At 34.0% G+C, this 23,825-nt stretch carries 25 protein-coding genes, 1 tRNA gene, 1 pseudogene and 1 riboswitch; of the genes and pseudogenes, 16 read left to right on the top strand and 11 right to left on the bottom strand.

Features of this window, described 5'->3' with window-relative positions; all coding sequences use genetic code 11:
* Positions 1-21: 21 nt before the first annotated feature.
* The 5 genes from dapF (at position 22) to uvrD (ending at position 5,827) form a co-directional block, all read left to right on the top strand.
* The gene (gene dapF / locus GQ594_RS04160) at positions 22-846 is read left to right on the top strand and encodes a diaminopimelate epimerase (RefSeq protein ID WP_160401645.1); all 825 of its coding nucleotides are present in this window, start codon (positions 22-24) and stop codon (positions 844-846) included.
* 189 nt (positions 847-1,035) lie between these two features.
* A complete protein-coding gene (locus tag GQ594_RS04155) occupies positions 1,036-1,770 on the top strand; it encodes a DUF484 family protein (protein WP_160411656.1) in 735 nt (244 codons plus the stop codon).
* A 9-nt stretch (positions 1,771-1,779) separates the two neighbouring features.
* Entirely contained in the window at positions 1,780-2,700 is a 921-nt protein-coding gene (gene xerC, locus GQ594_RS04150; protein WP_160411657.1) for a tyrosine recombinase XerC, read from the top strand.
* 2 nt (positions 2,701-2,702) lie between these two features.
* Entirely contained in the window at positions 2,703-3,416 is a 714-nt protein-coding gene (gene yigB, locus GQ594_RS04145; RefSeq protein ID WP_160411658.1) for a 5-amino-6-(5-phospho-D-ribitylamino)uracil phosphatase YigB, read from the top strand.
* Between the two features lie 206 nt (positions 3,417-3,622).
* Entirely contained in the window at positions 3,623-5,827 is a 2,205-nt protein-coding gene (gene uvrD, locus GQ594_RS04140) for a DNA helicase II (protein ID WP_160411659.1), read from the top strand.
* Between the two features lie 71 nt (positions 5,828-5,898).
* Here uvrD and cyaY read toward each other — a convergent pair whose 3' ends face one another.
* The 6 genes from cyaY to GQ594_RS04110 all read right to left on the bottom strand — a co-directional run bounded on the left by cyaY (position 5,899) and on the right by GQ594_RS04110 (position 9,178).
* Positions 5,899-6,210: an iron donor protein CyaY gene (cyaY, locus tag GQ594_RS04135; RefSeq protein WP_160411660.1), complete on the bottom strand. Its 312-nt coding sequence runs from the start codon at positions 6,208-6,210 to the stop codon at positions 5,899-5,901.
* Positions 6,211-6,315: 105 nt separating this feature from the next.
* Entirely contained in the window at positions 6,316-6,822 is a 507-nt protein-coding gene (locus tag GQ594_RS04130) for a surface-adhesin E family protein (RefSeq protein WP_160411661.1), read from the bottom strand.
* The gene (locus GQ594_RS04125) at positions 6,823-7,608 is read right to left on the bottom strand and encodes a hypothetical protein (RefSeq protein WP_160411662.1); all 786 of its coding nucleotides are present in this window, start codon (positions 7,606-7,608) and stop codon (positions 6,823-6,825) included. It abuts the gene before it with no gap.
* Between the two features lie 70 nt (positions 7,609-7,678).
* Positions 7,679-8,320, bottom strand: coding sequence for a thiamine diphosphokinase (locus GQ594_RS04120; RefSeq protein ID WP_160411663.1), 642 nt, complete (start codon positions 8,318-8,320; stop codon positions 7,679-7,681).
* A 20-nt stretch (positions 8,321-8,340) separates the two neighbouring features.
* Positions 8,341-8,802 carry a ribosomal protein S18-alanine N-acetyltransferase gene (gene rimI, locus GQ594_RS04115; protein WP_160411664.1) on the bottom strand — a complete coding sequence of 154 codons (462 nt, stop codon included), beginning with the start codon at positions 8,800-8,802 and terminating at the stop codon, positions 8,341-8,343.
* The gene (locus tag GQ594_RS04110; RefSeq protein WP_160401655.1) at positions 8,777-9,178 is read right to left on the bottom strand and encodes a DNA polymerase III subunit psi; all 402 of its coding nucleotides are present in this window, start codon (positions 9,176-9,178) and stop codon (positions 8,777-8,779) included. The genes rimI and GQ594_RS04110 overlap by 26 nt, the downstream gene beginning before the upstream one ends.
* 88 nt (positions 9,179-9,266) lie before the next feature.
* Between GQ594_RS04110 and rsmC the strand changes: the two genes are divergently transcribed.
* On the top strand, positions 9,267-10,307 hold the full coding sequence (gene rsmC / locus GQ594_RS04105; protein WP_160411665.1) for a 16S rRNA (guanine(1207)-N(2))-methyltransferase RsmC: 1,041 nt from the start codon (positions 9,267-9,269) through the stop codon (positions 10,305-10,307).
* Between the two features lie 115 nt (positions 10,308-10,422).
* Here rsmC and GQ594_RS04100 read toward each other — a convergent pair whose 3' ends face one another.
* The 3 genes from GQ594_RS04100 to yihI form a co-directional block, all read right to left on the bottom strand.
* The gene (locus GQ594_RS04100) at positions 10,423-11,232 is read right to left on the bottom strand and encodes a hypothetical protein (protein ID WP_160401657.1); all 810 of its coding nucleotides are present in this window, start codon (positions 11,230-11,232) and stop codon (positions 10,423-10,425) included.
* A gap of 139 nt (positions 11,233-11,371) precedes the next feature.
* Positions 11,372-12,742, bottom strand: a complete 1,371-nt coding sequence (gene hemN / locus GQ594_RS04095) for an oxygen-independent coproporphyrinogen III oxidase (protein ID WP_160411666.1) — start codon at positions 12,740-12,742, stop codon at positions 11,372-11,374.
* Positions 12,743-13,041: 299 nt separating this feature from the next.
* Positions 13,042-13,542 carry a Der GTPase-activating protein YihI gene (yihI, locus tag GQ594_RS04090; protein ID WP_160411667.1) on the bottom strand — a complete coding sequence of 167 codons (501 nt, stop codon included), beginning with the start codon at positions 13,540-13,542 and terminating at the stop codon, positions 13,042-13,044.
* Between the two features lie 170 nt (positions 13,543-13,712).
* Between yihI and coaA the strand changes: the two genes are divergently transcribed.
* The 5 genes from coaA to GQ594_RS04065 all read left to right on the top strand — a co-directional run bounded on the left by coaA (position 13,713) and on the right by GQ594_RS04065 (position 17,177).
* On the top strand, positions 13,713-14,648 hold the full coding sequence (gene coaA, locus GQ594_RS04085) for a type I pantothenate kinase (protein ID WP_160401660.1): 936 nt from the start codon (positions 13,713-13,715) through the stop codon (positions 14,646-14,648).
* A gap of 16 nt (positions 14,649-14,664) precedes the next feature.
* Complete coding sequence (locus GQ594_RS04080) at positions 14,665-15,117, top strand: DUF1090 domain-containing protein (RefSeq protein ID WP_160411668.1); 453 nt, start codon at positions 14,665-14,667, stop codon at positions 15,115-15,117.
* Between the two features lie 125 nt (positions 15,118-15,242).
* Positions 15,243-15,287, top strand: a riboswitch (PreQ1 riboswitch).
* 3 nt (positions 15,288-15,290) lie between these two features.
* The gene (queF, locus tag GQ594_RS04075; protein WP_160411669.1) at positions 15,291-15,764 is read left to right on the top strand and encodes a preQ(1) synthase; all 474 of its coding nucleotides are present in this window, start codon (positions 15,291-15,293) and stop codon (positions 15,762-15,764) included.
* A gap of 29 nt (positions 15,765-15,793) precedes the next feature.
* On the top strand, positions 15,794-16,450 hold the full coding sequence (gene queC, locus GQ594_RS04070) for a 7-cyano-7-deazaguanine synthase QueC (RefSeq protein ID WP_160411670.1): 657 nt from the start codon (positions 15,794-15,796) through the stop codon (positions 16,448-16,450).
* A gap of 46 nt (positions 16,451-16,496) precedes the next feature.
* Positions 16,497-17,177 carry a 7-cyano-7-deazaguanine/7-aminomethyl-7-deazaguanine transporter gene (locus GQ594_RS04065; RefSeq protein WP_160401663.1) on the top strand — a complete coding sequence of 227 codons (681 nt, stop codon included), beginning with the start codon at positions 16,497-16,499 and terminating at the stop codon, positions 17,175-17,177.
* 424 nt (positions 17,178-17,601) lie between these two features.
* Here GQ594_RS04065 and fabB read toward each other — a convergent pair whose 3' ends face one another.
* A complete protein-coding gene (fabB, locus tag GQ594_RS04060) occupies positions 17,602-18,813 on the bottom strand; it encodes a beta-ketoacyl-ACP synthase I (protein WP_160411671.1) in 1,212 nt (403 codons plus the stop codon).
* A gap of 258 nt (positions 18,814-19,071) precedes the next feature.
* Here fabB and GQ594_RS04055 point away from each other — a divergent pair, with 258 nt between their 5' ends.
* Complete coding sequence (locus GQ594_RS04055; protein ID WP_160411672.1) at positions 19,072-20,352, top strand: putative DNA modification/repair radical SAM protein; 1,281 nt, start codon at positions 19,072-19,074, stop codon at positions 20,350-20,352.
* A gap of 1 nt (position 20,353) precedes the next feature.
* Positions 20,354-21,178 carry a TIGR03915 family putative DNA repair protein gene (locus GQ594_RS04050; RefSeq protein ID WP_160399657.1) on the top strand — a complete coding sequence of 275 codons (825 nt, stop codon included), beginning with the start codon at positions 20,354-20,356 and terminating at the stop codon, positions 21,176-21,178.
* A 182-nt stretch (positions 21,179-21,360) separates the two neighbouring features.
* Here GQ594_RS04050 and GQ594_RS04045 read toward each other — a convergent pair whose 3' ends face one another.
* Complete coding sequence (locus GQ594_RS04045) at positions 21,361-22,119, bottom strand: MlaA family lipoprotein (RefSeq protein ID WP_160411673.1); 759 nt, start codon at positions 22,117-22,119, stop codon at positions 21,361-21,363.
* 126 nt (positions 22,120-22,245) lie between these two features.
* On the opposite strand from GQ594_RS04045, the gene GQ594_RS04040 reads away from it, so the two are divergent.
* The 3 genes and pseudogenes from GQ594_RS04040 to bamE all read left to right on the top strand — a co-directional run bounded on the left by GQ594_RS04040 (position 22,246) and on the right by bamE (position 23,286).
* Positions 22,246-22,317 (top strand) — tRNA-Arg (locus tag GQ594_RS04040).
* A gap of 144 nt (positions 22,318-22,461) precedes the next feature.
* Positions 22,462-22,734 (top strand): annotated as a pseudogene (locus tag GQ594_RS12005) (integrase arm-type DNA-binding domain-containing protein); the annotation flags it as partial.
* Positions 22,735-22,905: 171 nt separating this feature from the next.
* Positions 22,906-23,286, top strand: coding sequence for an outer membrane protein assembly factor BamE (gene bamE / locus GQ594_RS04030; protein ID WP_160411675.1), 381 nt, complete (start codon positions 22,906-22,908; stop codon positions 23,284-23,286).
* Positions 23,287-23,825: the final 539 nt, after the last annotated feature.

The raw sequence follows: 23,825 nt of genomic DNA, 5'->3' as shown, positions 1-23,825 counted from the left end.
ACAATAGAAGGTAAATTAACGATGAACTTTTCAAAAATGCATGGGCTCGGGAATGATTTTATGGTTATTGATGCCGTAACGCAAAATGTTCATCTTTCTACTGAAATGATTAAACGTATGGCGGACAGATATACGGGTATTGGCTTTGATCAACTGCTTATTGTTGAGCCACCTTATGTGCCAGATAGCGATTTTCATTATCGTATTTTTAATTCTGATGGTTCTGAAGTTGAGCAATGCGGTAATGGTGCTCGTTGTTTTGCACGCTTTGTCCGTTTAAAAGGATTGACCCGAAAACGGGTATTAAAAGTTAGCACAATGAAAGGTAATATTGTTTTAACAGTAAATGATGACGAAACCGTACGTGTTAATATGGGTGAACCTATTTTTGAACCCAGTAAAATCCCCTTCAAAGCTATTAAAGAAGAAAAGACCTATATCATCCGTGCACAAGAACAGACAGTCTTATGTGGTGTAGCCTCAATGGGGAATCCGCATTGTGTAATTCAAGTTGATAATATTGTAACAGCAGAAGTTGCAACACTAGGACCACTATTAGAGCAGCATGAACGCTTTCCTGAACGAGCTAATATCGGGTTTATGCATATTATTGATCGCGATAATATTAACTTACGGGTATTTGAACGAGGCGTTGGCGAAACACAAGCTTGTGGTACAGGAGCCTGTGCAGCAGTTGCCGTTGGCATCAAACAAGGATTATTAAATGAAGGCGTTAATGTTAATTTACCAGGTGGTAAATTATTGATTGAATGGAAAGGCAACAATCAGCCACTTTATATGACAGGACCTGCAACACATGTTTATGATGGTTTTATTGCAATTTAAATTCCATATTCATTGATAAGCACTTGCATTTGTTGGTTAAATTGGTAGAAATAACAACGCAAAAATCGTTCAGGAAAGATATTGATTTTATTGAAGTTTTTATTTGTGTTTTTAGCGTTTTAATTAAAGCAAAAAAGCAGTAGAAACATAACGTAATGTGATAATACGATAATATAATAGACGTTAATTATGGTTGGTAAAAATACACGAAGTTTAAGCGCTAAAAAAGCTCGGAAAAAGCCTTCATCAGCAAAATTAAATGACGAAATTGTGGCGCAATATCTTATTGATAACCCAGATTTTTTTATACGAAATGCTAGACATGTTGAATACATGCGAGTCCCTCATCCAGTGCGGGGGATTATTTCGTTACCTGAATGGAATATGGCTCGTCAGCGTAACAAAATTAATCAGTTAGAGTGTGAAATCTCATTATTAATGGAACATGCCAGCGCCAACGAATTGCTGTTTAACCAACTAATGGATCTACAAATTGAGTTGATTAAATCTCAGGATCTAAATCAATTGATAGCGTTATTAAACACATGGGCAAAATCGTTAGGTCTTAGCGGTGCTTATCTGTATCTTTTTGACGATAAATGGTTGCTTAGTGCGCCATCAAATTATCATCACTTAGCGTTAAATTCATCACAGTTTGATTTTATTCGTGTTAGGCATTTGCAGTATAACCAACAATATTTAGGATCATTAAATTCAACTGAACTCGATTTTTTATTACCTCAACACGGTTATGTTGGTTCGGTCGCTTTATCTTTATTGGGGCAATTTGGTGATTTAGGATTGCTAATGTTTACTAGCACTAATCCACAACATTACCAAGCTGGGCAAGGTACATTATTACTTGAAAAAATGAGTGAAATTTTGCCTATTTTAATTAGCAGATGGATTATGCGGAAAAAATAAGGAAACGCGATGGAACAGCCTAATCAAACTGACAATACTGCATTAACATTACCCGTTGATCAGTTTTTAAATTATTTAAAGTCAGAACGACAGCTCAGCTTAAATACTCAAATTAATTATCAAAGACAACTGTATGCGCTCATTTCGTTAGCGAAAGAAATAGAACTTTCAACATGGCAAGATTTAGACTCATCAGCGGTAAGATTATTGATTAGTCGCAGTAAACGCACCGGTTTACAGGCAAGAAGTTTATCATTAAGACTATCGGCATTGCGGAGCTTTTGCGATTGGATGGTTAAAAATGATCTTATTAATGCAAACCCAGCGCGTGGGGTTTTGAATCCTAAATTGGGGCAACATCTTCCTAAAAATATTGATATTGATGAAATCAACCAGCTTCTTGATATTGAATATAATGATCCGCTTTCTGTTCGTGACAGAACGATGCTTGAAGTGATGTATGGTTCAGGATTGCGTCTTTCCGAATTAGTGGGATTGAATTGTCGTGAATTAAACCTTACCGATGGCGAAATTCGCGTAATGGGTAAGGGTAATAAAGAACGAAAATTACCATTAGGTCGAGAGTCAATTAAATGGATTAAGCATTGGCTGTCAATGCGAAATTTGTTTGTTCCTCAAGATGATGCGCTGTTTATTTCAAAATTGGGTAAACGAATTTCACCGCGTAATGTCGAAAAACGATTTGCACAATGGGGTATTAAACAAGGGTTAAGCAGTCATGTTCATCCCCATAAATTACGCCATTCATTTGCAACTCATATGCTTGAATCAAGCGGAGATTTGCGAGCAGTACAAGAGCTGCTTGGTCATGCTGATTTATCAACGACGCAAGTTTATACGCACTTGGATTTTTCACATCTATCTGAAGTTTACGATTCAGCTCATCCACGAGCTAAAAGGAGAAAATAACGATGCACTTTTATCGAACGATGAATACGATTAAAGCATTGACTTTCGATCTTGATGACACGTTATACGATAACAGCATGATCGTTGAAAAAGCAGAAGAAGAAATGCTCAAAACACTTCAAAGTTATGAACAATTGCACACACTTACAATATCCGAGTATTTGTCCGAAAAGCACACTGTACTTGTATCGGAGCCAGAAATTTATCACGATGTTAATGTCTGGCGATCTCAAACTATCAAATCGCTGTTAAATAAAACTGATATTCCAGTACAAAAATTTGCAGATGTTATTGATGAATCAATGACATGTTTTAATTTTTGGCGGCACAAAATGCAAGTCCTAGAGTCAACACATATGTTATTGACAAAACTAGCCACTAAATACCCTTTAGCTGTAATTACTAATGGTAATGTAGATGTTCATCAAATAGGTTTAGGGGATTATTTTCAATTTTCACTACGAGGTGGTGAAGACGGGCGCTCAAAACCCTTTCCTGAGATTTTTGAGTTGGCTTCTGACAAGTTGTCTATCTCACCGCATCATATTTTACATGTAGGTGATAATTTATTGACTGATGTTAATGGTGCTATCAATAATGGCTTCTTGGCTTGTTTTATTAATATCTATAAACATGATATTTTTCAACTTGATGATACAAGATGTTTACCTCACATTGAAATAACGCAATTGCTAGAATTGGATAATCTGCTATAATCTTACTTTTACCTGTATAGATGGACAGTAAACCTGTATAACAATAAATTGTGCTAAGTGTAATGCTGTATTGCGCTTAATAGCTTTGTTTTTATATTCCTGTTTGATTACAGTCAACAAAATATCTTTAAATATGATAAAAATCTTAACATTTTCAACATTAATGCTGGTTAGTGTTTTTGGTTATCAAAATAGGTTTGGATATAATGGAAATTAATCAATCATTATTAGAAGATCTAAACACCGAACAACGAAATGCTACTACCACTGATAATCAATATACTATTGTTCTTGCTGGTGCAGGGAGTGGTAAAACTCGGGTTTTAGTTCATCGTATTGCTTGGCTTTGTATTGAAAAGCAATATTCCCCGGGTTCTATTTTTGCGGTTACTTTTACCAATAAAGCCGCTGCCGAAATGCAAGAACGTATTCAAGCATTAGTTGGTGAAGGGTATTTTAATGGTATGTGGGTGGGCACTTTTCATGGTTTGGCTCATCGCTTATTGCGTATGTTTTCAGAGCAGGCTAAATTGCCACCTAATTTTCAACTGATTGATACAGAAGACCAAGTTCGCCTCATTAAAAGAATTTTTCGTGAGCTGAAAATCGATGAAAAACAGTGGTCAGCTAAGCAGTGTGCCGCTTTTATTTCTGCTCAGAAAGAAAAGGGATTTCGTGCCGATGATATTGTTCCTGAAGATCCTAAACAAGTTATGTGGCAAAGAATTTATCACGACTATCAAGTTATTTGTGATAAGCTTGGTTATCTCGATTTTTCGGAGTTAATTCTAAGAACCTATGAACTCCTTTGTCAAAATGAAGAAGTTTTAAATTACTGTCACCGCCGTTTTTGTAATATTTTAATTGATGAATTTCAAGATACTAACAAAATCCAGTACCGATTGGTAAAAAAATTGGCAGGTAATACCGCTAATGTGATGATTGTGGGGGATGATGACCAATCTATCTATAGTTGGCGTGGAGCGAATGCAGATAATCTTCAATTGTTTATCAATGATTACCCTGAAACTGAAATTATTCGATTAGAACAAAATTACCGTTCAACCAATAATATTTTAGATGCTGCAAATAAGTTGATAGCACAAAATACCAAACGGTTGGGTAAAAATTTATGGACAGATAGAGGCGATGGCGAACAGATTTTGCTTTATATTGGTTATAATGATATTGATGAAGCAAGGTTTGTTACAGGTCAAATTAAAAAGCGTCATCAAGAAGGTGATAATTACTCAAGCTGTGCTATTTTGTACCGAAGTAATGCACAATCACGTATATTTGAAGATACATTATTACAAGCTGGATTACCTTACCAAATTTATGGCTCAATTCGCTTTTATGAACGTCAAGAAGTTAAATTAGCGCTTGCTTATTTACGATTATTGTATGATCACAATAATGATATGGCATTTGAAGCGACGGTTAATACTCCAACGCGTGGAATTGGTAGTATTACGCTAGATAGAGTTAGAACTGTCGCTAAGCAACATGGTATTTCATTGTGGGATGCTTGTTTAATGTTGATCCAAACCAATGCATTGAGCGAAAGGCAATGCTCTGGTTTAAGTCGTTTTTTGGATTTGATGGAATTTATCTTTGATAAAGTGGAATCGCAACCAATTTATAAGCAACTTGATATGATTATTAAATTATCGGGTATATTGCAAATGTATGAACAAGAACCCGGTATAAAAGGACAATCAAGGCTAGAAAATCTTGAAGAATTAGTATCAGCGGCTGAGCAATTTTATCATTCTAATGAAAATACGGTTATTCAAGATAGTGAAACAGGTAAGCCATTGACTATTCTAGAATCATTTTTGGCATACACTTCGCTAGAAAGCGGAGATGTAATTAATGAACAAGATTCAATTCAATTAATGACATTACATTCAGCGAAAGGTCTTGAGTTTGATAATGTGTTTATTGTTGGACTAGAAGAGGGGTTATTCCCAGACCAACGCTCAGCACAAGATACTGAAAAAATGGAAGAAGAACGGCGTCTTGCTTATGTCGGCATTACTCGAGCACGTCAACGCCTAACACTATCATTAGCTCAGATAAGGCGTCTATATGGACGTGAAGAACGCAATTTACCTTCACGTTTTTTAAATGAATTACCGGTTGATGTATTAAACGAAATCAGTCATCAAAACTTTATCAGAGCATCCGATCGAAAAGAATATAATGACAGTAAAAAGGTTTACTCTAAAAAATCAAATCAAAATGATGATGGTTATAGATTAGGTCGTAAAGTATTACATAGCCGTTTTGGTGAAGGAGCTATTGTTAATATTGATGGTGAAGGTGATCATAAGCGAGCACAAATTGCTTTCGTTAATGAAGGAATTAAATGGTTAGTTATTAAATTAGCAAATTTAACTTTATTGTAGACGCTATTAAGCTATTGTACTATTAAGTGATTAAACGGGAATTGGTAGTTAAATTCCCATTTTTATCTGTTTTATTGATCTGCTTGATCTTTTACTGATTCAGAAAAAATCAGGTCGAATGATTGATCGGTTCGGTTACAAAGCCAATTATCATTTATATAATCAAAATGATAACCTTGCTTTCGTGTAGCTAACCAAATTTGGAATAGGGGTTCTTGAGTGTTAACAATGATTTTGCTGCCATTAGGAAAACTAACAGTAATGACATTACCATTGGTTTCATAGTCCAAATCAATATCATGTTCATCTGCATAATTATCTAAAAATAGCTCAATTTTATTAAATAATTGGTCGGTCAGGGTATGGAATTGTGTAATGTTCATAAAAGTATAATCATTCTAATAAATAATGGTGTGATGTTAGTATAAATGGATATACTCTGCCACAGCAAGGTGGCTAGAGTAAAATAAGTGTAGATTTAATTGTTATTAATTAGCAAGAGGTAAAGAACAGGCAATAACAAGCAACTTACGTTGTTCATTATCTTGTGTTATTGATCTCCAGCGATTTGGTATTTCAATTGTATTAACTAATTCGCCGTCACCAAAGTTATTTTTGATAGTACTTAATTTACCTTTTGCCAACTCCATTTTGTCGCAGTTAGCATAATAATCAATTTTGATAGAATTATAGAGTGTTTCAGTACCATCATCATTTTTTTGTCTGAGTTCAGGGCTGTAATTGGTCACTTCACTAAATACACGAATTCGGTTATTAAAAGGATGAAATTTAATTGATTGTCTATCTAAAAACGAATAACCAATAATGTTATCTTCTTTCGATTTGGAGGTAGGAATAAATTGTTTACCTACTCTAGGATCTTTTAAACTTTCAACTGCTGTATTTGTTTGGGTATCCGTACTGTTTTTTTCTTCAACTGCATGACTGAATGTTGCAAAAGAAAAGAGAATTAAAAATAAACTGATCTTTTTCATTTAAATATTATCTCCATCTTTTGAAGTCGTTTCTGTCGTATTAGTTTGTGGTTGAGATTGTTGATTTTCTTTTTCTTTTTGCATTTTTTCTTTATATGTTTTAATACGTTCTTGTTGTTCAGCTTCTTGTTTTTCTATGATTATTTTTAAATCTGGGCGATCCTCAAGAAGGATTTCTTTTTTTAAATCGCCTTGAATAGAACAAAAAACACTACTTTGATTAGTAGCAAACTTTTCTAGATAAAGTGCTTTATTAATTGTTCCAAATCTTGGTGCAACTCCATCAATAGCATAAGGATCGTCTTTCCATTCTGATGATTTTGCATTTAAGTCATAAATTTTAGCGTTTGCTATATAAGTATTAGTATTGTAGGCTAACCAGTTAATATTATTTAAAGTGTTTTTAACTTCATCTTCTTGATTATCAAAAATAAAACCCCAGTAAAGGTAATGACCAGATAATGCAGTTGGAACATAGATGTTTTGATAACCAATAATTTTCAAACCTTGATACTCTAATGGCTTTTTAAACATAATTTTGTTCTTATCGGCCTGATGAATCGATTCGACGGGGATATAAGTGACATTATCAGTTGTGGTTGCTAAATCGACATATTGTTTTATCGACTTTTGATGTTTATCAAGTTGCGTGTAAAACTGATTATCACATTGTAGAAAGGTGTCTATTACCTGATCTGTTTCAATATACTCATTATTAGTTTGTGCAAAAGATACACAAGAAAAAAGTGAAGCACAAACAAGCACAGAAATTTTTTTTAAAAACATGGTTAGTCCTTTTGACCATAATTAAACTAATTATTTAGACGGCTATTGTAAAGTAATGTAAATATTAATGTCAACGTAGGTCATAATTGCGTAAATTTTCAATGAAAACCATGAGATAACCTTCTTCAAAAGATATTTTAACCGAGTCATTAATTGCCTTATTTCGTAAACTAACTATTCCTCCTAATGATAGTGTTTGATTAATTAAAGGATATTGAAAACCAGTGATGGTTAATTGAGTTACTTTAGAAAATGGTATTAATGAAATAGTATGATCTTTTACGTTATCAATTTTTTGCTCATGTTTGGCAAGAAAAAAACGGCAATAATTATCATAAAAAGTGATTTGATTCTGACAGTAATATTTAATTGCGACAGAAATATTTCCCAAAAAATGATCGCTAGCATGACCACTCGCACCATAAATATCAAATTTTGTTATTTCTTTACTAGCTAAAAATAAAATAGCTTTTTCAAAATCAGTCTTACTTTGATCGGGGGTATGGATGATTTTGGTTTTAGAGGGAATTGTGCTATTAGGGTTATAACTGTCCAAATCACCAATAATAAAATCAGGTTCGATTGACGATGTTGATAAATAGTTATGGTAAGCACCATCGGTTGCGGCAATATAGGTATAGTCATCTATATCTGTTGGATAAAACTTGGGTGGTTCACCATTGACAAATAACAGTGCGGTATTGCTTTTCATGACTATTTCCTTTTATCTGTTTATGAAGCGAGTGTATAAGCCATGATGATAGCATCTTCTTGATGGCCATCGATTGTTGGGTAATAGTTTTTTCGAACCGTTATTTGGTTAAAACCTAGTGTATGATACAGTTCAATTGCAGGGCTATTTGATTGCCTAACTTCAAGCCAAAGCGTTGAAATCGGGCAGGGTGATTTTATAGTGAGTAACGCTTCAATTAAATGATTGAGCAAAGCCTTTGCCAATCCCTGCTTTCTAAAATCGGGGTGGATGGCAATATTAAATAGATTAGCTTCATCAAAAGCCTGTTGGCAGATACAAAATCCAACAATTTGCTTATTAACCGTTATTTTAAAATTTAAATAACGATCACCTTGGTTTGAAAAGAATGTCTGTTTTGACCAAGGAATAGCATGACAAATTTGCTCTAATTCAAAAGCTTTTGTTAAATCATGCTCAGTTAGGGTGGAAATAGTTTTCATATTGACATAATTGTTGCCAAAGTTGGCGTTTTTGTTGTGGTGTTTTAGCAAGCTGATCTAAGCTAGCGGTTTGAATGGTTAATGGATTTTGCCAAGACTCTTCTGGTTTTATATCAATAAACCAAACTACGGTTTTAATATCACTTGCTGGTACAATAAGCTGAGATGGTGTTAATACTAACACCTGATCTTGAGTAAGACGAATCGCATTTAATATATCCAAATAGATTTTTTGAGTTGGCTGCGCTTTGGCAACAACAATCAAACGGATTTTATTGCTAATCTGGGTGGCAATTTCGCCTTTAAAGGCATTTGTATTACGCAAAACATATTGTGTAATATTACACTGCTTTAGATACCAATCTTGTTGCGTCATTATCGACTTACTGTTTTTTATTAGAGATTAAAGATAGTTAATTGTATAATCAACGCATCAATTTATAAAGGTTTTTCATTGAGGAAATATGTCCACATCCGCTTTTACTCCAGCAAGTCAAGTACTTGAGCGTCATCAAGAATTTTTTTACGATAAAAATGTGATCATCGCTGGTGACATTCAAGACAGTTATCCGGCTATGATGTCGGCAAATCAAGTTAAGATTCATTGCACACAATTTCATACTTATTTACGTTTAAAAAATAGTGCTCGTGGCAAGTATACCTATTTTTCATTGTTGCCAGAAGCTGAACTATATGCCGGCATGGATACACTGATTTACTATTGGCCAAAAACAAAAAGTGAAGCACAGTTTCAACTCTCTTATTTATTAAACAATATGCCAAAAGGCAGTGATATTTTTATTATTGGTGAAAATAGAACGGGCGTAAAAAGTGTTGAAGCGTTATTAAATGAATTTGGCACAATCCAAAAAATAGATAGTGCAAGGCGTTGTGGTTTATACCATTTTCAAGCTGAAGATCGTTTGGCATTTGATCTTAATGAATGGTGGTTAAGCTATCATTTAACGATCGAAAATCAAGATATCGAAATTAAAAGTTTACCAGGCGTGTTTAGTCAAAAAAGCTTGGATACTGGTAGTGAACTGCTTTTAAATGCATTAATCGAACATTCAGACATTATAAAAGGTAATGTATTAGATGTGGGATGTGGTTCTGGTATACTATCAACGGTTATTGGTAAATTATATCCCGAAATTACATTAACTTTATCAGATGTTAGCAGTGCAGCAATTGCTTCAAGTCAAGCGACACTAAATAATAACAACGTAAAAGCAACCGTTGTGGCGAGTGATGTTTTTTCTAACTTAAATGATAAATATCATTTAATTGTTTCTAATCCACCTTTTCATGATGGAAAACAGACCGATTACACGGCAGTCAATACGTTAATCAAAGAAGCAAAAAAACATCTAAAATTAAATGGCTATTTGTGCATTGTGGCAAATTCATTTTTACCGTATCAAACCATTTTAGATGAAACATTCAAAAGCGTTGAAGTGATTGCACAAACGACTAAATTTAAGGTTTATTTAGCAAGCCATTAATTAAGTGCAGTTTGTTTATTTTGTTTAAAAAAATAGGGCGATGGTATCGCCCTATTTATAAAATGTAAATATTTAGACTTAAACTGATTTCACTACTATTGATATAGTATCTGGATTAAGAAAGCGCCTCTTTTAATGCCTGTATTTCATAATCGGTAAAATCACAGCGTGTAAAGTTTTGATTAAGAATAATAGGAACGGGATTATTTTCTCCTATTACGGCCAAAGCATTACATTTATTTTTAATCACATCACCTATAATGATTGGTCCATCATTTGAGTTTTTATCAAAATTGGCTACATATTTAACATTGACGCCTTGCAAATTTTTCACATTATATAAAGCTGCTACTATTTTACCGTAAGATTTTAATTTAATTGGAACAACGACAGGTGTTAATTTTTGCCCATTAATTTCATCGATAACTTTTAACATTTTATATATTCTTAAAATACTTACTAACCCCATCCATATAAGTGATGTAAAAAAAAGAATAATAATAGTCGTAATCACAAATTGAGTCCGCATATTCTCAATGGCTAAATTGATGGTTACTAGTGATGGGTTATTAGCTGAAGCCACAGTTACAACTCGGTAATTTGCTTTTTTTCCGCCAATGAGAATGTAATCACGCTTAATAACTTTTCCTGTTTTAGTGGTAATTTTTACTGAACAATTATCAATCATACTCTTTACACGACATTTCCCTTCTACATGGTAGTTAACCACAACGGGGTTACGTGATATTCTATAAGTATCAATTAATCCAGGATAATATGTCAGGGCTGTAAACATAGCTAATACAAAGAACAACATTGCCGCAAACATTAATTTTAATTGCTGCAATTTTCCTTCTTGCTTTAGTTTCATAACCTTTAAAGGGCGAGTAGGAAATACTTCTACTAATTTATTTCTCAATTCCATTTTATATTCCTTATTTATTATAATTGAAACTTAATGATTAAATACTAAGTTGCTAACTTAAAAGTTAATCTTTAATAGTAATAAATTATTAATTTTATTGTATTTATCTAGAATAAATTATTGTAATGTTTAATGATAATCAAATAACTCTAGAAAACTGCTGTTGCCGTGCCATTTTCCGCATATAAATATCAAAGCACATGCAAATGTTACGTATTAGCAAATGTCCTTTAGGTTGGACTGCAATCACTTGCTTATTCATTGCGACTAAGCCATCTTTTTGCAATGGCGCTAGTAATTTTAAATCTTCAGCAAAATAATCATCAAATTGAATTTGGTATTGCTGTTCAATAACATTTTTATCTAAATGAAAATGGCAGATAAGTTGTTTAATTACATCACGACGGATCTTATCGTCTAAACTTAAATTAAACCCTTTCCATAGTGCATTACCCAAATTTTCTACTTGGTTTTGATACTGTTTTAGATCCTTTTGATTCTGTGCATAACTATCACCAAGCATACTAATGGAAGAAACCCCAAGCCCAAGTAAATCGGCATCTCCTTGCGTGGTATATCCCTGAAAATTACGATGTAATTTATTTTCTTGTTGGGCAACAGCCAATTCGTCAGTAGGTTTAGCAAAATGATCCATACCGATAAATTGGTAACCAGCATTAGTGAGTTTTTCAATACTGGTTTGTAAAATTTGCAATTTTTGATGGGCATTAGGCAAATCATCATCTTTAATTTTACGTTGTGCTGCAAAACGGCTAGGCAAGTGGGCGTAATTAAAGACACTTAACCGATCGGGCGAAATAGCAATGACTTTATTTAATGTTTCAGTAAAACTTGCAACGGTTTGTTTGGGTAAACCATAAATAAGATCTAAACTAATTGAATGAAAATGATTTTTACGCGCTTGCTCAATTAGTGCACGGATTAAGTTTTCATCCTGCTTTCGATTAATTAGGTTTTGTATTTCATCATTAAAATCTTGAATTCCCATACTTAATCGATTAAAGCCAACATGGGCTAAATGATCAATCGTTTCGGGGGTAATTTCACGAGGGTCGATTTCGATTGATAGCTCAGCGTCATGAGCAAAATGAAAGTGCTTTCTTAATGATGCTATTAAACGAGATATTTCATCATTTGTTAAAAATGTTGGCGTACCCCCACCCCAATGCATCTGTGTGACTGTGCGATTATTAAATAATTTTGCACGTTCGGCAATTTCAATCTCTAAAATATCAAGGTATTTGGTAACTTTTTGCGTTTGACGAGTGATGAGCTTATTACAACCACAAAAATAACAAAGTTTATGGCAAAACGGAATATGCACATAAAGCGATAATGGCTTTGTAGGATAAGCTGTTGCTGCTGATAAAAAATCCTGCTCATTGAAATTTTCATTAAATTCAAGTGCTGTCGGGTAAGAAGTATATCTTGGACCAGAATAGTTATATTTTTCAATTAATGCTTGATCCCATAATTGCGTATTGCTCATCTAATTACTTCCGTTTAAGTCTATAGTTGTTGTTATTTTTATGTCGTTTTAATAGTGGTTTTTGCTGAGTTCTAATCTTAGTTTTAATTTTAATGCGATTTGTTTTATTTAAATATAACAATGTACAAATTAATAACCCAAAATATAAACTTAACATAATTAACATTAGCATTATGGTTGGCTCGCTTTTAGGTTATTAATTTACAGGTTTGAATTGCGGGAAAATATTTAACCGTTGTTAAAGTTAGCATCTTGCCCATATTGAAAAACACTATTACAGATGGTTTTATATTTTATCATTAGTTACGTTTTAACAAACTGACAATATCTTCTTTCTTTTCGTCTTGATCTTCAAGCTCATCAAAATCGTCATCGGTATAACCAAGTTCTTGCATTAACTCATCAATTCGATTTAATTTGCTGTCAAGATAAGCTTGTTGCTCTTTAGTTAGTTTGCTATTTTGCTCGACTAAATCAAGTAACATATCTAATTTTGGATCGTTTTCTAATTGTTCTAATTCTTGTTGTGGCGATAAAACCATTTTAATGGGTTTAGATTGCTTAACTGGTTTTACTCTATTACTAGAATCTTCAGCAATTAAAGAAATCGGTTTTTTACTACCAATACGCGGATCCTTTACCACTTTTGACGTGTTTTTATTCTTGTTGGATTCGCCATTATTAAAACGTGATCCGCTTGGCAATCCCTTATGCTTACGTTTACGTTTCAGTTCACGAGACTCTTCATTGATCTCTTGACGGCTTTTTTTGGTTTTTTGTTTTGATTTATTTTTTAACATACAATCTCGGTCTAATATTAGGGTTACTTATCAATAAGCATATTTTATCAGTAAGTCTAAAATATAGCTATGATAGACACACTATGCATAATTTATGATTGTAAAAAAAGAGATTCATGTATAATCTGAGCGCAATAAATTAGTTAGATTTAATTAGAGAACACAATAAAATGAAAAATCATTTAAGCCCTTATATGCAGTTTAATCGCCAAGAATGGGCAGGTTTGCGTAATGCGGTACCTATGACGCTAACATCGGAAGAGATCACCTCTTTACAAGGTATTAATGAAGACTTATCAATCGATGAGGTCAGTGAAATTTATTTACCTCTATCAAGATTATTAAATTATTATATCAGTAACAGTTTTAGTCGGCAGGCGGTATTATCTAAATTTTTAGGTAAAAGCCAAAAAATTCCTTACATCATCGGTATAGCTGGTAGTGTTGCGGTGGGTAAAAGTACGACTGCTCGTGTATTGCAAGCATTATTAACTCGCTGGCCAGAACACCGCAAAGTCGCATTGGTGACAACTGATGGCTTTTTATACCCCAATAAATACCTTGAAGAACGTGGTATTATGAATAAAAAAGGGTTTCCACAATCTTATGATATTAAAAAACTCATTAATTTTGTTGCTGATGTCAAATCAGGACAAGATAAAGTCAAAGCGCCAGTTTATTCTCATCTAGTTTATGACATTGTTGAAGGGGAAGAAATTGTTATTGATAGCCCTGATATTTTGATTCTTGAAGGATTAAATGTCTTACAAGGCACCATAAATTATACCCAAGCTAATAACCGTGTTTTTGTGTCTGACTATGTTGATTTTTCAATTTATGTTGATGCTGAATTACCATTGTTACATGATTGGTATGTGAACCGGTTTTTAAAATTTAGAGCAGGCGCTTTTAGTGACCCTAACTCTTATTTCAACCATTATTCACAGCTACCAGAACAAGAAGCGATCGATATTGCTAATCGCCTTTGGCGTGAAATTAATGAATTAAATCTAATTGAAAACATCCTACCAACCAAAGAAAGGGCAAGCTTAATTTTAACTAAAGGTAAAGATCATAAAGTTGATTTGATTCAGTTAAGAAAATAAATTAATAGGAGTCTATATGAAATCAGTAATTCGATTAGCGACTAAATTAAGCATAACCACTTTGGCTATTTTATTTTCAATTGGTGCTAATGCCTATGACCATGTAGAAGGGCTAACCTGTGAAGGCAAAAAACAGGCTATTGAAGTCGAAATTGAACAAGCCAAAAATCACTCCAACACTCACAAAGTTGAAGGTCTTCAAAAGGCATTAGAAGATATTAATAATCATTGTTCAAATAATGATTTAGAAGAAAAATACAAAAAAAGAGTCCAAGAAAAAACAGATAAAGTTACCCAAATAACCCACGAATTGGGGCAGGCAAAAACAAAAGGTAATAAACAAAAAATTACCAAACAACAAACAAAATTAATCGATGCCAAGCAAGAACTTAATGAAGTCAAAGCTGAATTAGCTAAATTTTATAAAGAACTCGAAAAAAATAAGTCAACTAACAGCGTGTCGCACTGATTTTGCAATAATGTTTTTATCATAAACCCCATCACTAGCGACTAGTGTTGGGGGATATTTAGGCTTCTGCATAATATCTTAGCCTTACTAGACTTTTTTATTTAAAAAGAGTATGGTGTGCGGCTTGTTACGTGGTTCGTAAACCTCCCACGCTAAAAAACTAAGGAAACAGCATGAGTAAAATTACACTATTAGGCGATCAGTCCGTTCGCTATCCAACGACCTATTGTCCTGAAATACTAGAAACATTCGACAATAAACACCCAAATAACGACTATTTTGTTAAATTCAACTGTCCTGAATTTACCAGTCTTTGCCCAATAACAGGACAACCTGATTTTGCAACGATTTATATTTCGTATGTACCTAATATCAAAATGGTCGAAAGCAAATCGCTAAAACTCTACTTATTTAGCTTCCGCAATCATGGTGATTACCACGAAGATTGCATTAATATCATTATGAAAGATTTGATTAAACTAATGGATCCTAAATATATTGAAGTTTGGGGCAAATTCACACCACGCGGTGGGATCTCAATCGATCCATATGCTAACTATGGTAAAGCTGACACTAATTGGGAACAAATTGCACTAAATCGTTTAGCTAATCACGATCTTTATCCTGAAAAAGTCGATAATCGCTAATCTATAATTTATCTAAACAGGAACCGTTAATGCAAACTCGCAAAGCACTCGTTATATTTTCGGGCGGGCAAGACTCAACCACTTGCTTGCTACAAGCCATTGCTGATTATGGGCGTGAAAACGTCCAAGCAATCAGCTTTCACTATGGTCAACGCCACGCCATTGAGCTTGAAAAAGCCGAATGGATTGCCAAAGATTTAGGCATAAAGCAAACCGTCATTGATACATCAGTAATTAAACAAACCACTAACAATGCACTTATTGATAACACTCAAGAGATCAAAGCTGCTCAAAATAGCGACTACCCCAACACCTTTGTTGACGGGCGCAATATGCTCTTTTTACTTTTAGCTGGCTGTTATGCTAAGCAACAAGGCATTTGTGACATTATTATTGGCGTTTGCGAAACCGATTTTAGTGGGTACCCAGATTGTCGCGATATCTTTATAAAATCAATGAATGTATCGATGAATTTAGCTATGGATTATACCTTTAATCTTATTACGCCACTGATGTATTTAACCAAAGCCCAAACGTGGGAAATGGCCGATAAACTAGGTTATCTTGATTATGTTCAAAAACATACTCACACCTGTTATTACGGTGTAGAAGGGGGATGTGGTAAATGCCCTAGTTGCCTACTACGTGATAAGGGCTTACAGGAATATATGGCTAAGACTAGATAAATTAATGAACAACTGGGTTCTCTCACCCCATTAAAAAGGAAAAAAGATGTATTTGAACACTCATTCAGAATCGATAGAAACAAACTTTACTCGTAAACAACAACAAAAAGCCCTTTACTGGTTGGCCTTTTTTCATATTTTAGTTATTGCTTCAAGCAATTATTTAGTCCAAATCCCGTTTGATATTTTTGGTTTTCACACCACATGGGGAGCTTTTACATTTCCGTTTATCTTTTTAACTACCGATTTAACCATTCGAATTTATGGTGCAAGTTTAGCAAGAAAGATTATCTTTGTAGTAATGATTCCAGCCTTGCTATTTTCATACTCTATTTCGGTATTATTTTTTGAAACCCATTGGGTTGGGTTATCGGCATTAGCGGAATTTAATAGCTTTGTCTTTCGTATTGCATTAGCTAGCTTTGCAGCTTATTTAGTTGGACAATTGATGGATATTACTGTCTTTAACTATTTAAGAAAAAACAAATCATGGTGGGTTGCCCCAACAGCATCGGCAATTTTTGGAAATGCTATTGATACCGTTGTCTTTTTTGCTATTGCATTTTATCAAAGTAGTGACGAATTTATGGCAAACCACTGGGCCGAAATTTCGTTAATGGACTATAGTTTTAAAATTCTAATTTGTGGATTATTCTTCTTACCACTTTATGGGGTGATTTTGAATTTTATTTTAAAAAGATTAGTGGCAGATTATAAAGCTAACTGATTATTATCATCTGCTTTTTATTATTAAGGGGGATTGAACCCTCTTATATTAGTTAAAACAGGTGCTTTCGAACCCCAAAAAACTTCAATAAAATCAATACCTTCCCTGACCTATTTTTGAGTGGTAATTGCGTTGTTTTTTAATAAAAAAGTAAAAAGCAAAAGCAATTTACAAAAAAACTTAAAGCGTGAATTGCTAAAAGCATTCGCTGTAATTTCCTCACTCAAACGTAGTCACTGTAATTATTCTATTCACCCAAAGCCTAAGATTCACCAGAACAGATTTTCAAAAATCCAAAAAATGAACGAATACAGTTATTCTTAAGTAAAGTACTATAACTATTTTGTGCTTGATTATTAAAAATAAAAAAACCGTTCAATCTAGAACGGTTTTTTTATTGTTTGATATCAATTAAATTTGCTTACTAAGCTTTGTATTTTTTCATGACAATTGAGGCATTTGTACCACCAAAACCGAAGCTATTTGACATGACAGTTGTTAATTCACGCTCAGTTGGTTCAGTAATAATGTTCATGCCAATTGCAGCATCATCTAATTCATCAATATTAATACTTGGGGTAATAAAGCCATGCTCTAACATTAACAATGAATAGATAAGTTCTTGCGCACCAGTTGCACTTAGTGAGTGACCGGTCATTGATTTAGTTGATGAAATAGCTGGAATGTTATCGCCAAATACTTGTTTAATTGCCCATAATTCTTTAACATCACCCACTGGGGTTGATGTGCCGTGAGTATTGATATAATCAACAGGAACATCTAAATCTTGAATCGCAAGTTGCATACAACGCATTGCGCCTTCACCCGATGGGGCAACCATGTCATGACCATCTGATGTTGCGCCATAGCCAACAAGTTCGCCATAAATATGAGCACCACGAGCAAGCGCGTGCTCTAATTCTTCAACTACAACCATGCCTGCACCACCCGCAATAACAAAACCATCACGGTTTTTGTCATAAGCGCGTGATGCCTTTTCTGGGTTGTCGTTATATTTGGTTGATAAAGCACCCATGGCATCAAATTCGCATGACATTTCCCAACAAAGTTCTTCACCACCACCTGCAAATACAATATCTTGTTTGCCAAGTTGAATAAGCTCTGCTGCATGTCCAATACAGTGAACTGATGTTGCACAAGCTGATGTCATTGAATAGCTAATGCCTTTGATTTTAAATGGTGTTGCTAAACAAGCTGAAATGGCTGATGACATTGATTTGGTTACCGCATAAGGTCCTACGCCACGTAATCCCTTTTCTTTCATACCTGCAACAACATTGTATTGCGTTTTGGTTGAGCCACCATAACCGGCAATTAACCCAGTACGAGGATTAGATACTTGCTCTGGTGTTAATTTGGCATCTTCAATAGCTTGTTGTAGAGCTAAATAACCATAAATAGAAGCATCATTCATGAAGCGAACAATTTTACGATCAATCAGTCCGGTTGTTTCGAGTTTAACATTTCCGCATACATGGCTACGCATTCCGCTGTCTTTCATTTCTTGGGAAAAAGTAATACCGCTACGACCTATTTTTAGTGATTCTAAAACTTCTTTAGTATTATTCCCAATACTAGAAAGAATTCCTAACCCTGTAATTACAACACGTTTCATTTACTATTTAGCTCCTAAGTTATTTGGCTTCATACAGAAAGTGTGCTAATTATAGCGTACGCTTGTAAGCTGAACAATACCTTGGTTCTTTTTTTATTTCTAATAATGTTTTATCCAATTGGTTTTTTTATATAAAAATAGTTAATTTGGTTATTTGTCAAATAAAGACTATTTGGTTTAAGACTACTATCAGGTTGCATAGAATAGTAATATTGCTATAATACTGTATTTATAAACAGTATTGTTGGTGGTTTTTATATGAATGAAAAAATGGTAGCGAAGCTTGAAATATTAGCCGAATCGGCAAAATATGATATTTCCTGTTCGTCAAGTGGTGCGTCAAGAAGCAACAAAGGTAAAGGTATTGGTAATGCGCATAAATCTGGTATCTGTCATACATTTACTGCTGATGGTCGATGTGTTTCGTTACTTAAAATTATGCTGACCAATTATTGTATGTTTGATTGCGCTTATTGTATTAATCGACAAAGTAACGATATACCAAGAGCAGGCTTTACACCAAGAGAACTGGCCGATTTGACCATTGAATTTTATCGCCGTAATTATATTGAAGGTTTGTTTATTAGTTCTGGCATTGTAAGAAGCCCTGATCATACGATGGAAAAGATGATTAGAGTGGTAAAAATTTTGCGTAATGAGCATGGCTTCAATGGTTATATTCATATGAAAGCGATCCCTGGTGCAAGTAATGAACTTATTGATCAAGCAGGTTTGTTGGTTGATAGAATGAGTGTTAATTTAGAAATTCCAACCGAAGAAAATCTTAAATTATTAGCGCCCGATAAAGATCATCAAAGCATTTATCAACCAATGCGCCAAATTCATCAAAATTTGTTAGAAAATATCGAAGATCGCAAAAAATTTCGATCCACCCCTAAATTTGTACCCGCAGGGCAAAGTACACAAGTGATTATAGGTGCGACAGATGAATCAGATAAGCAAATTTTGCAATTAACTTCTAAACTCTATAAAAGACCAAGCATGAAGCGAGTTTATTATTCGGGTTTTATTCCTGTAAATGGTTACGATAAACGTTTGCCCGTTGTCCAAGACGTACCCAGAGTGCGTGAAAACCGTTTATACCAAGCGGATTGGTTATTACGTTTTTATGATTTTAATGTCGATGAAATTGTGAACGATCAGTATCCTGATCTTGATTTAGCGGTTGATCCTAAACTGGCTTGGGCAATTCGTAATCCACAGTATTTTCCTGTTGATGTTAATCGTGATAGTTATCAAAAAATCTTGCGTGTTCCGGGTATTGGGGTTAAATCAGCAAAGTTAATTGTGATGGCAAGACGTCATCGTAAACTGACTTTTGAGGCACTTAAGCGTATTGGGGTGGTTTTAAAGCGTGCCAAGTTTTTTGTTGTGTGTCACGAAATGAAACAGTTTAAATTACTTGATTCTTCGGCCGATTATATCCGACTTACTTTGCAAGAGCAGCCTTTGCAAGAACGATCTTTATTAGAAGATAAGCAAAATAATGTTCCTCAGCAATTGGTGATGGGGTGGTAGGGTGTTAGCGTTTTACTACGATAAAAGTTTTGAAGGACTGTTATGTGCGGTGTTTGATGCGTTTAAACTGAAAAAAATGCCCGAATGCTTGTTAACGGTAGAGCAGATTGAGCCGTTGTTAGTATCTGACAGGCATCATGTCGAATTTAGCGAGTCTAAATATCAGCGAGTGCGTGTAGCATTAATTAAAAAGGTCAGTAAAATTGCACTTCGCCATTTAATGTATGTGTGGCTATCAGAATTACCCGAAAGCGATTTGACTGTTTTTCGTTATATTTGTAAGGTATTTAAATCATCTCAATCAATCGAAACCGATTTTGCTGATCATGATGTGTTAACCGTGCATGATATTGCAAAAAAAGTAAGTCGAGAACGGCATCGTGTGATGCAATTTGTACGCTTTAATGCTATTAGTAATCCACTTAATAGTGAGTTTGAGCATCATGATAACAATGATAATAATGATAAAGTGTATTTTTCGGTTATCGCTCCTATTTATAATGTATTGCCATTAGTACTTAGCTTTTTTAAAGCGCGCTTTGCCGATCAAAAATGGGCGATATATGACGAAAAGCGTGAATATGGTTATTTTTATAATTTACACACTGTTGAGCCTGTTTCGCTTATTAATAAGGATGATTTGATTATTCACAACCAAGTTAATCAGCAGTATCTAACTAAAGAAGAAGCATTATTTCAAACCATGTGGCAACGCTATTGCAATGCGTTAACTATCAAAGAACGTATCAATCCTAAATTACAACGACAACAGATGCCAAGTCGATTTTGGCATTATCTGCCAGAAATGAGACCAGTATTAAAATAAAACATTTAACTAAAATGGTTTATAGATATGACTTACAGTAACTTGAAAAATAAATATACAAAAAATAAAATTAACGCTGTTCACAAGTAAGTGATATGTTTTCTATTGATGAATCAAATAGCATCAGCACTAATAAAAAAACCGCCTATTATTAGCGCGGTTTTTATTTAATTTAATAAAAGTTATTGTGAATCGATATCATTAATAAAATCATTAATGGTTTCTTCACGTTGTTGTTGCTTACTTTCATCGACTTTACCGCCTGATGCTACAAAGTCGTTACGTTGGAAGTAGGCATTGCGCATAAAGTTGTAAGGGTCATCGCTGTTTTTAATTAAATCTTCATATTCGATTGCAACAGCACGCGCTTCAACTCCATCAAACACACCTCGCACTAATGCCCATTGCCAGTCTAACCAAACAAGCGGTGGGTAAAGGGTGTCAACTACGTGACCACCTTCGTTTCTTAACGTTGCTGATCCATAAAATGGTAGCACAACATAAGGGCCATAAGGGACATCGTAATGACCTAAAACATCACCAAAACTTCGTTTTCCACCTTTTTGTAATTGTGGATCAGACATGCTAGCAACATCCATTAAACCAGCAAAACCGAAAACAGTATTTAAAAAGAATCGTGCTAAATGTGTGCCTGCTTTATGAACATCACCTTGTAATAGATTATTCACCATCGAAGCGGGTTCAGAAAGGTTAGATGAAAAGTTAACCACACCAGTACGCATAGGAGTAGGGACATAATCTTTCCAAGCTACTGCAGCAGGGCGTAAGACATAAGGATCAAGCGCATAGTAGTTAACATCAAACATGGTTTTGTTAAAGCCAGATAACGGATCACTATAGGAATTAGTTTCGGCCTGATAAGTGGCACAACTCGTTAGTGCCATCACAGAAAACATCATACTAACTATTCGTTTTTTCATAATATCTTCGTTTAAAAGTGATAAGATTAAATATGGTGTAATTGTATCATGATTACTCAAAATAAAAAATTTTTCGTTATTTAAATAGCATTATCTTTATAAATTTATTAAAATGAGCGCCCCTATGACCTCATAGTTAAATGGATATAACAAGCCCCTCCTAAGGGCTAGTTGCAGGTTCGATTCCTGCTGGGGTCAGAATTATACCATTCAATAAAATTCAAAAACGTTCAAAAAAAGCAATAGAAACAAGCTTTATAATGATTTGAAGGTTCATCTAAATTCAATAAGATTTAGCAAAATTCAAGTTTCTATATTATACGCTCATATATAACATATAACATGGCAGAGATAATAAAACCTTTAAATGATACTCAAATTAAAACGCCCAAACTAAAGGATAAGCATTACACTTTGTCCGATGGCAATGGACTGTATACTCATCAAAGTGAATAGCTCAAAGATATGGTGATTTAATTTATTAATCTAGTCTCTAATAATAGGATTTTGGTTAGTTTTGGTAGTTATCCTAAAGTTACATTACAGCAGGCTAGGCAAAAACGAGAGGAATATAGAACATTAGTAAGCCAAGGTACAGATCCTCAAGAACGAAAAAATCATTAATATGTAGGAAAACACCTTATGATTTTTTAGAGGATTATTTTAACCCTGAAGCGTAAACAGCTCGACGTTTTCCTACAAATAATTTATTAATTTGGCTAGCACTTAATTAAAAGATCAGCGATAATACAGACCATCAAATTTTAGAGAATGGATTAAGTGTAGATGCAGTTTCGTAAATTTTCCGTACTTGCAATTGTAACTAGTATTTTATTAACGGGTTGTTCTGTTGTTGAACGTTGGGTCTATAGACCAGATATCAATCAAGGTAATTATGTGACACCAGATGCTATTGGGCTATTACAAGTAGGACAAAGTAAAGAACAAGTTGTGTTTATTATGGGTTCACCAATGTTAACCTCTGTTTTTGGTGATAATGTTTGGTATTATATTTTCCGCCAACAACCTCAACATGATGAAGTTAGCCAAAAAAGTTATGCTGTCTATTTCAATGAAATGGGTGTTGTAAAGGATATTAAAGCCTCAGAATTAGCTGGATCAAAATCTCTAGAAGAAATGAATGAATACAAATTAAAACCTCGTTAAGGAACGAGGTTTTAATTTGTCTAATTTATATGTAAAAAAGAGATTGGCTATAATAATTATTTGTAGGTAAACGTCGGGTTGTTTACACTTTGTGATTAAAATAATCCTCTAAAAACTCATAAGGTGTTTTTCTCAAAATCCTTTTATGGAGTTAAACGATATTATAAAAATTAATAAAGCATCTAAGCTTTGTTTTCTCTCTTTTACATCGCTAAATATTTGTTGATTGTGCCATATTTTCATTAAATTTCATATCACTTTTTCAGCTTTTCCATTGGTTTGTAGACAGGTTGGATTGGGTAAGTTTTTGATTGATGATACAATGGTTACCACATATTTTAAAAATTAGTGTTCACTTATGCTTTGAAATTCACGTCCGTTATCGGAGTAAACACATTCAATAGTATAAGCACATCGGGCTAACACACCACGGTTAAAACTATGGAAATGACATTTTAATTAAATGAAATGCATCTAGTTGTATACATAGGACAAACTATTAATGCTATTATTCCAGAAAAGCAAAAAACTATATTATA

It is taken from the genome of Gilliamella sp. Pra-s52 (genome assembly GCF_009795805.1).
Classification (GTDB): Bacteria; Pseudomonadota; Gammaproteobacteria; order Enterobacterales; family Orbaceae; genus Gilliamella.
The sequence above is the reverse complement of the archived record's forward strand: the minus strand, read 5'-3'. Positions and strand labels throughout refer to the sequence as shown.

What these genes read in the sequence shown, in the direction of transcription:
- GQ594_RS04055 (WP_160411672.1), top strand. Translation starts at nt 19,072, where the DNA reads ATGAATGAAAAAATGGTAGCGAAGCTTGAAATATTAGCCGAATCGGCA.
- queC (WP_160411670.1), top strand. Translation starts at nt 15,794, where the DNA reads ATGCAAACTCGCAAAGCACTCGTTATATTTTCGGGCGGGCAAGACTCA.
- xerC (WP_160411657.1), top strand. Translation starts at nt 1,780, where the DNA reads ATGGAACAGCCTAATCAAACTGACAATACTGCATTAACATTACCCGTT.
- fabB (WP_160411671.1), bottom strand. Translation starts at nt 18,813, where the DNA reads ATGAAACGTGTTGTAATTACAGGGTTAGGAATTCTTTCTAGTATTGGG.
- GQ594_RS04045 (WP_160411673.1), bottom strand. Translation starts at nt 22,119, where the DNA reads ATGAAAAAACGAATAGTTAGTATGATGTTTTCTGTGATGGCACTAACG.
- uvrD (WP_160411659.1), top strand. Translation starts at nt 3,623, where the DNA reads ATGGAAATTAATCAATCATTATTAGAAGATCTAAACACCGAACAACGA.
- hemN (WP_160411666.1), bottom strand. Translation starts at nt 12,742, where the DNA reads ATGAGCAATACGCAATTATGGGATCAAGCATTAATTGAAAAATATAAC.
- GQ594_RS04080 (WP_160411668.1), top strand. Translation starts at nt 14,665, where the DNA reads ATGAAATCAGTAATTCGATTAGCGACTAAATTAAGCATAACCACTTTG.
- dapF (WP_160401645.1), top strand. Translation starts at nt 22, where the DNA reads ATGAACTTTTCAAAAATGCATGGGCTCGGGAATGATTTTATGGTTATT.
- cyaY (WP_160411660.1), bottom strand. Translation starts at nt 6,210, where the DNA reads ATGAACATTACACAATTCCATACCCTGACCGACCAATTATTTAATAAA.
- GQ594_RS04100 (WP_160401657.1), bottom strand. Translation starts at nt 11,232, where the DNA reads ATGGAATTGAGAAATAAATTAGTAGAAGTATTTCCTACTCGCCCTTTA.
- GQ594_RS04155 (WP_160411656.1), top strand. Translation starts at nt 1,036, where the DNA reads ATGGTTGGTAAAAATACACGAAGTTTAAGCGCTAAAAAAGCTCGGAAA.
- bamE (WP_160411675.1), top strand. Translation starts at nt 22,906, where the DNA reads ATGCAGTTTCGTAAATTTTCCGTACTTGCAATTGTAACTAGTATTTTA.
- coaA (WP_160401660.1), top strand. Translation starts at nt 13,713, where the DNA reads ATGAAAAATCATTTAAGCCCTTATATGCAGTTTAATCGCCAAGAATGG.
- rimI (WP_160411664.1), bottom strand. Translation starts at nt 8,802, where the DNA reads ATGAAAACTATTTCCACCCTAACTGAGCATGATTTAACAAAAGCTTTT.
- GQ594_RS04130 (WP_160411661.1), bottom strand. Translation starts at nt 6,822, where the DNA reads ATGAAAAAGATCAGTTTATTTTTAATTCTCTTTTCTTTTGCAACATTC.
- rsmC (WP_160411665.1), top strand. Translation starts at nt 9,267, where the DNA reads ATGTCCACATCCGCTTTTACTCCAGCAAGTCAAGTACTTGAGCGTCAT.
- GQ594_RS04125 (WP_160411662.1), bottom strand. Translation starts at nt 7,608, where the DNA reads ATGTTTTTAAAAAAAATTTCTGTGCTTGTTTGTGCTTCACTTTTTTCT.
- yihI (WP_160411667.1), bottom strand. Translation starts at nt 13,542, where the DNA reads ATGTTAAAAAATAAATCAAAACAAAAAACCAAAAAAAGCCGTCAAGAG.
- GQ594_RS04065 (WP_160401663.1), top strand. Translation starts at nt 16,497, where the DNA reads ATGTATTTGAACACTCATTCAGAATCGATAGAAACAAACTTTACTCGT.
- GQ594_RS04120 (WP_160411663.1), bottom strand. Translation starts at nt 8,320, where the DNA reads ATGAAAAGCAATACCGCACTGTTATTTGTCAATGGTGAACCACCCAAG.
- GQ594_RS04110 (WP_160401655.1), bottom strand. Translation starts at nt 9,178, where the DNA reads ATGACGCAACAAGATTGGTATCTAAAGCAGTGTAATATTACACAATAT.
- queF (WP_160411669.1), top strand. Translation starts at nt 15,291, where the DNA reads ATGAGTAAAATTACACTATTAGGCGATCAGTCCGTTCGCTATCCAACG.
- yigB (WP_160411658.1), top strand. Translation starts at nt 2,703, where the DNA reads ATGCACTTTTATCGAACGATGAATACGATTAAAGCATTGACTTTCGAT.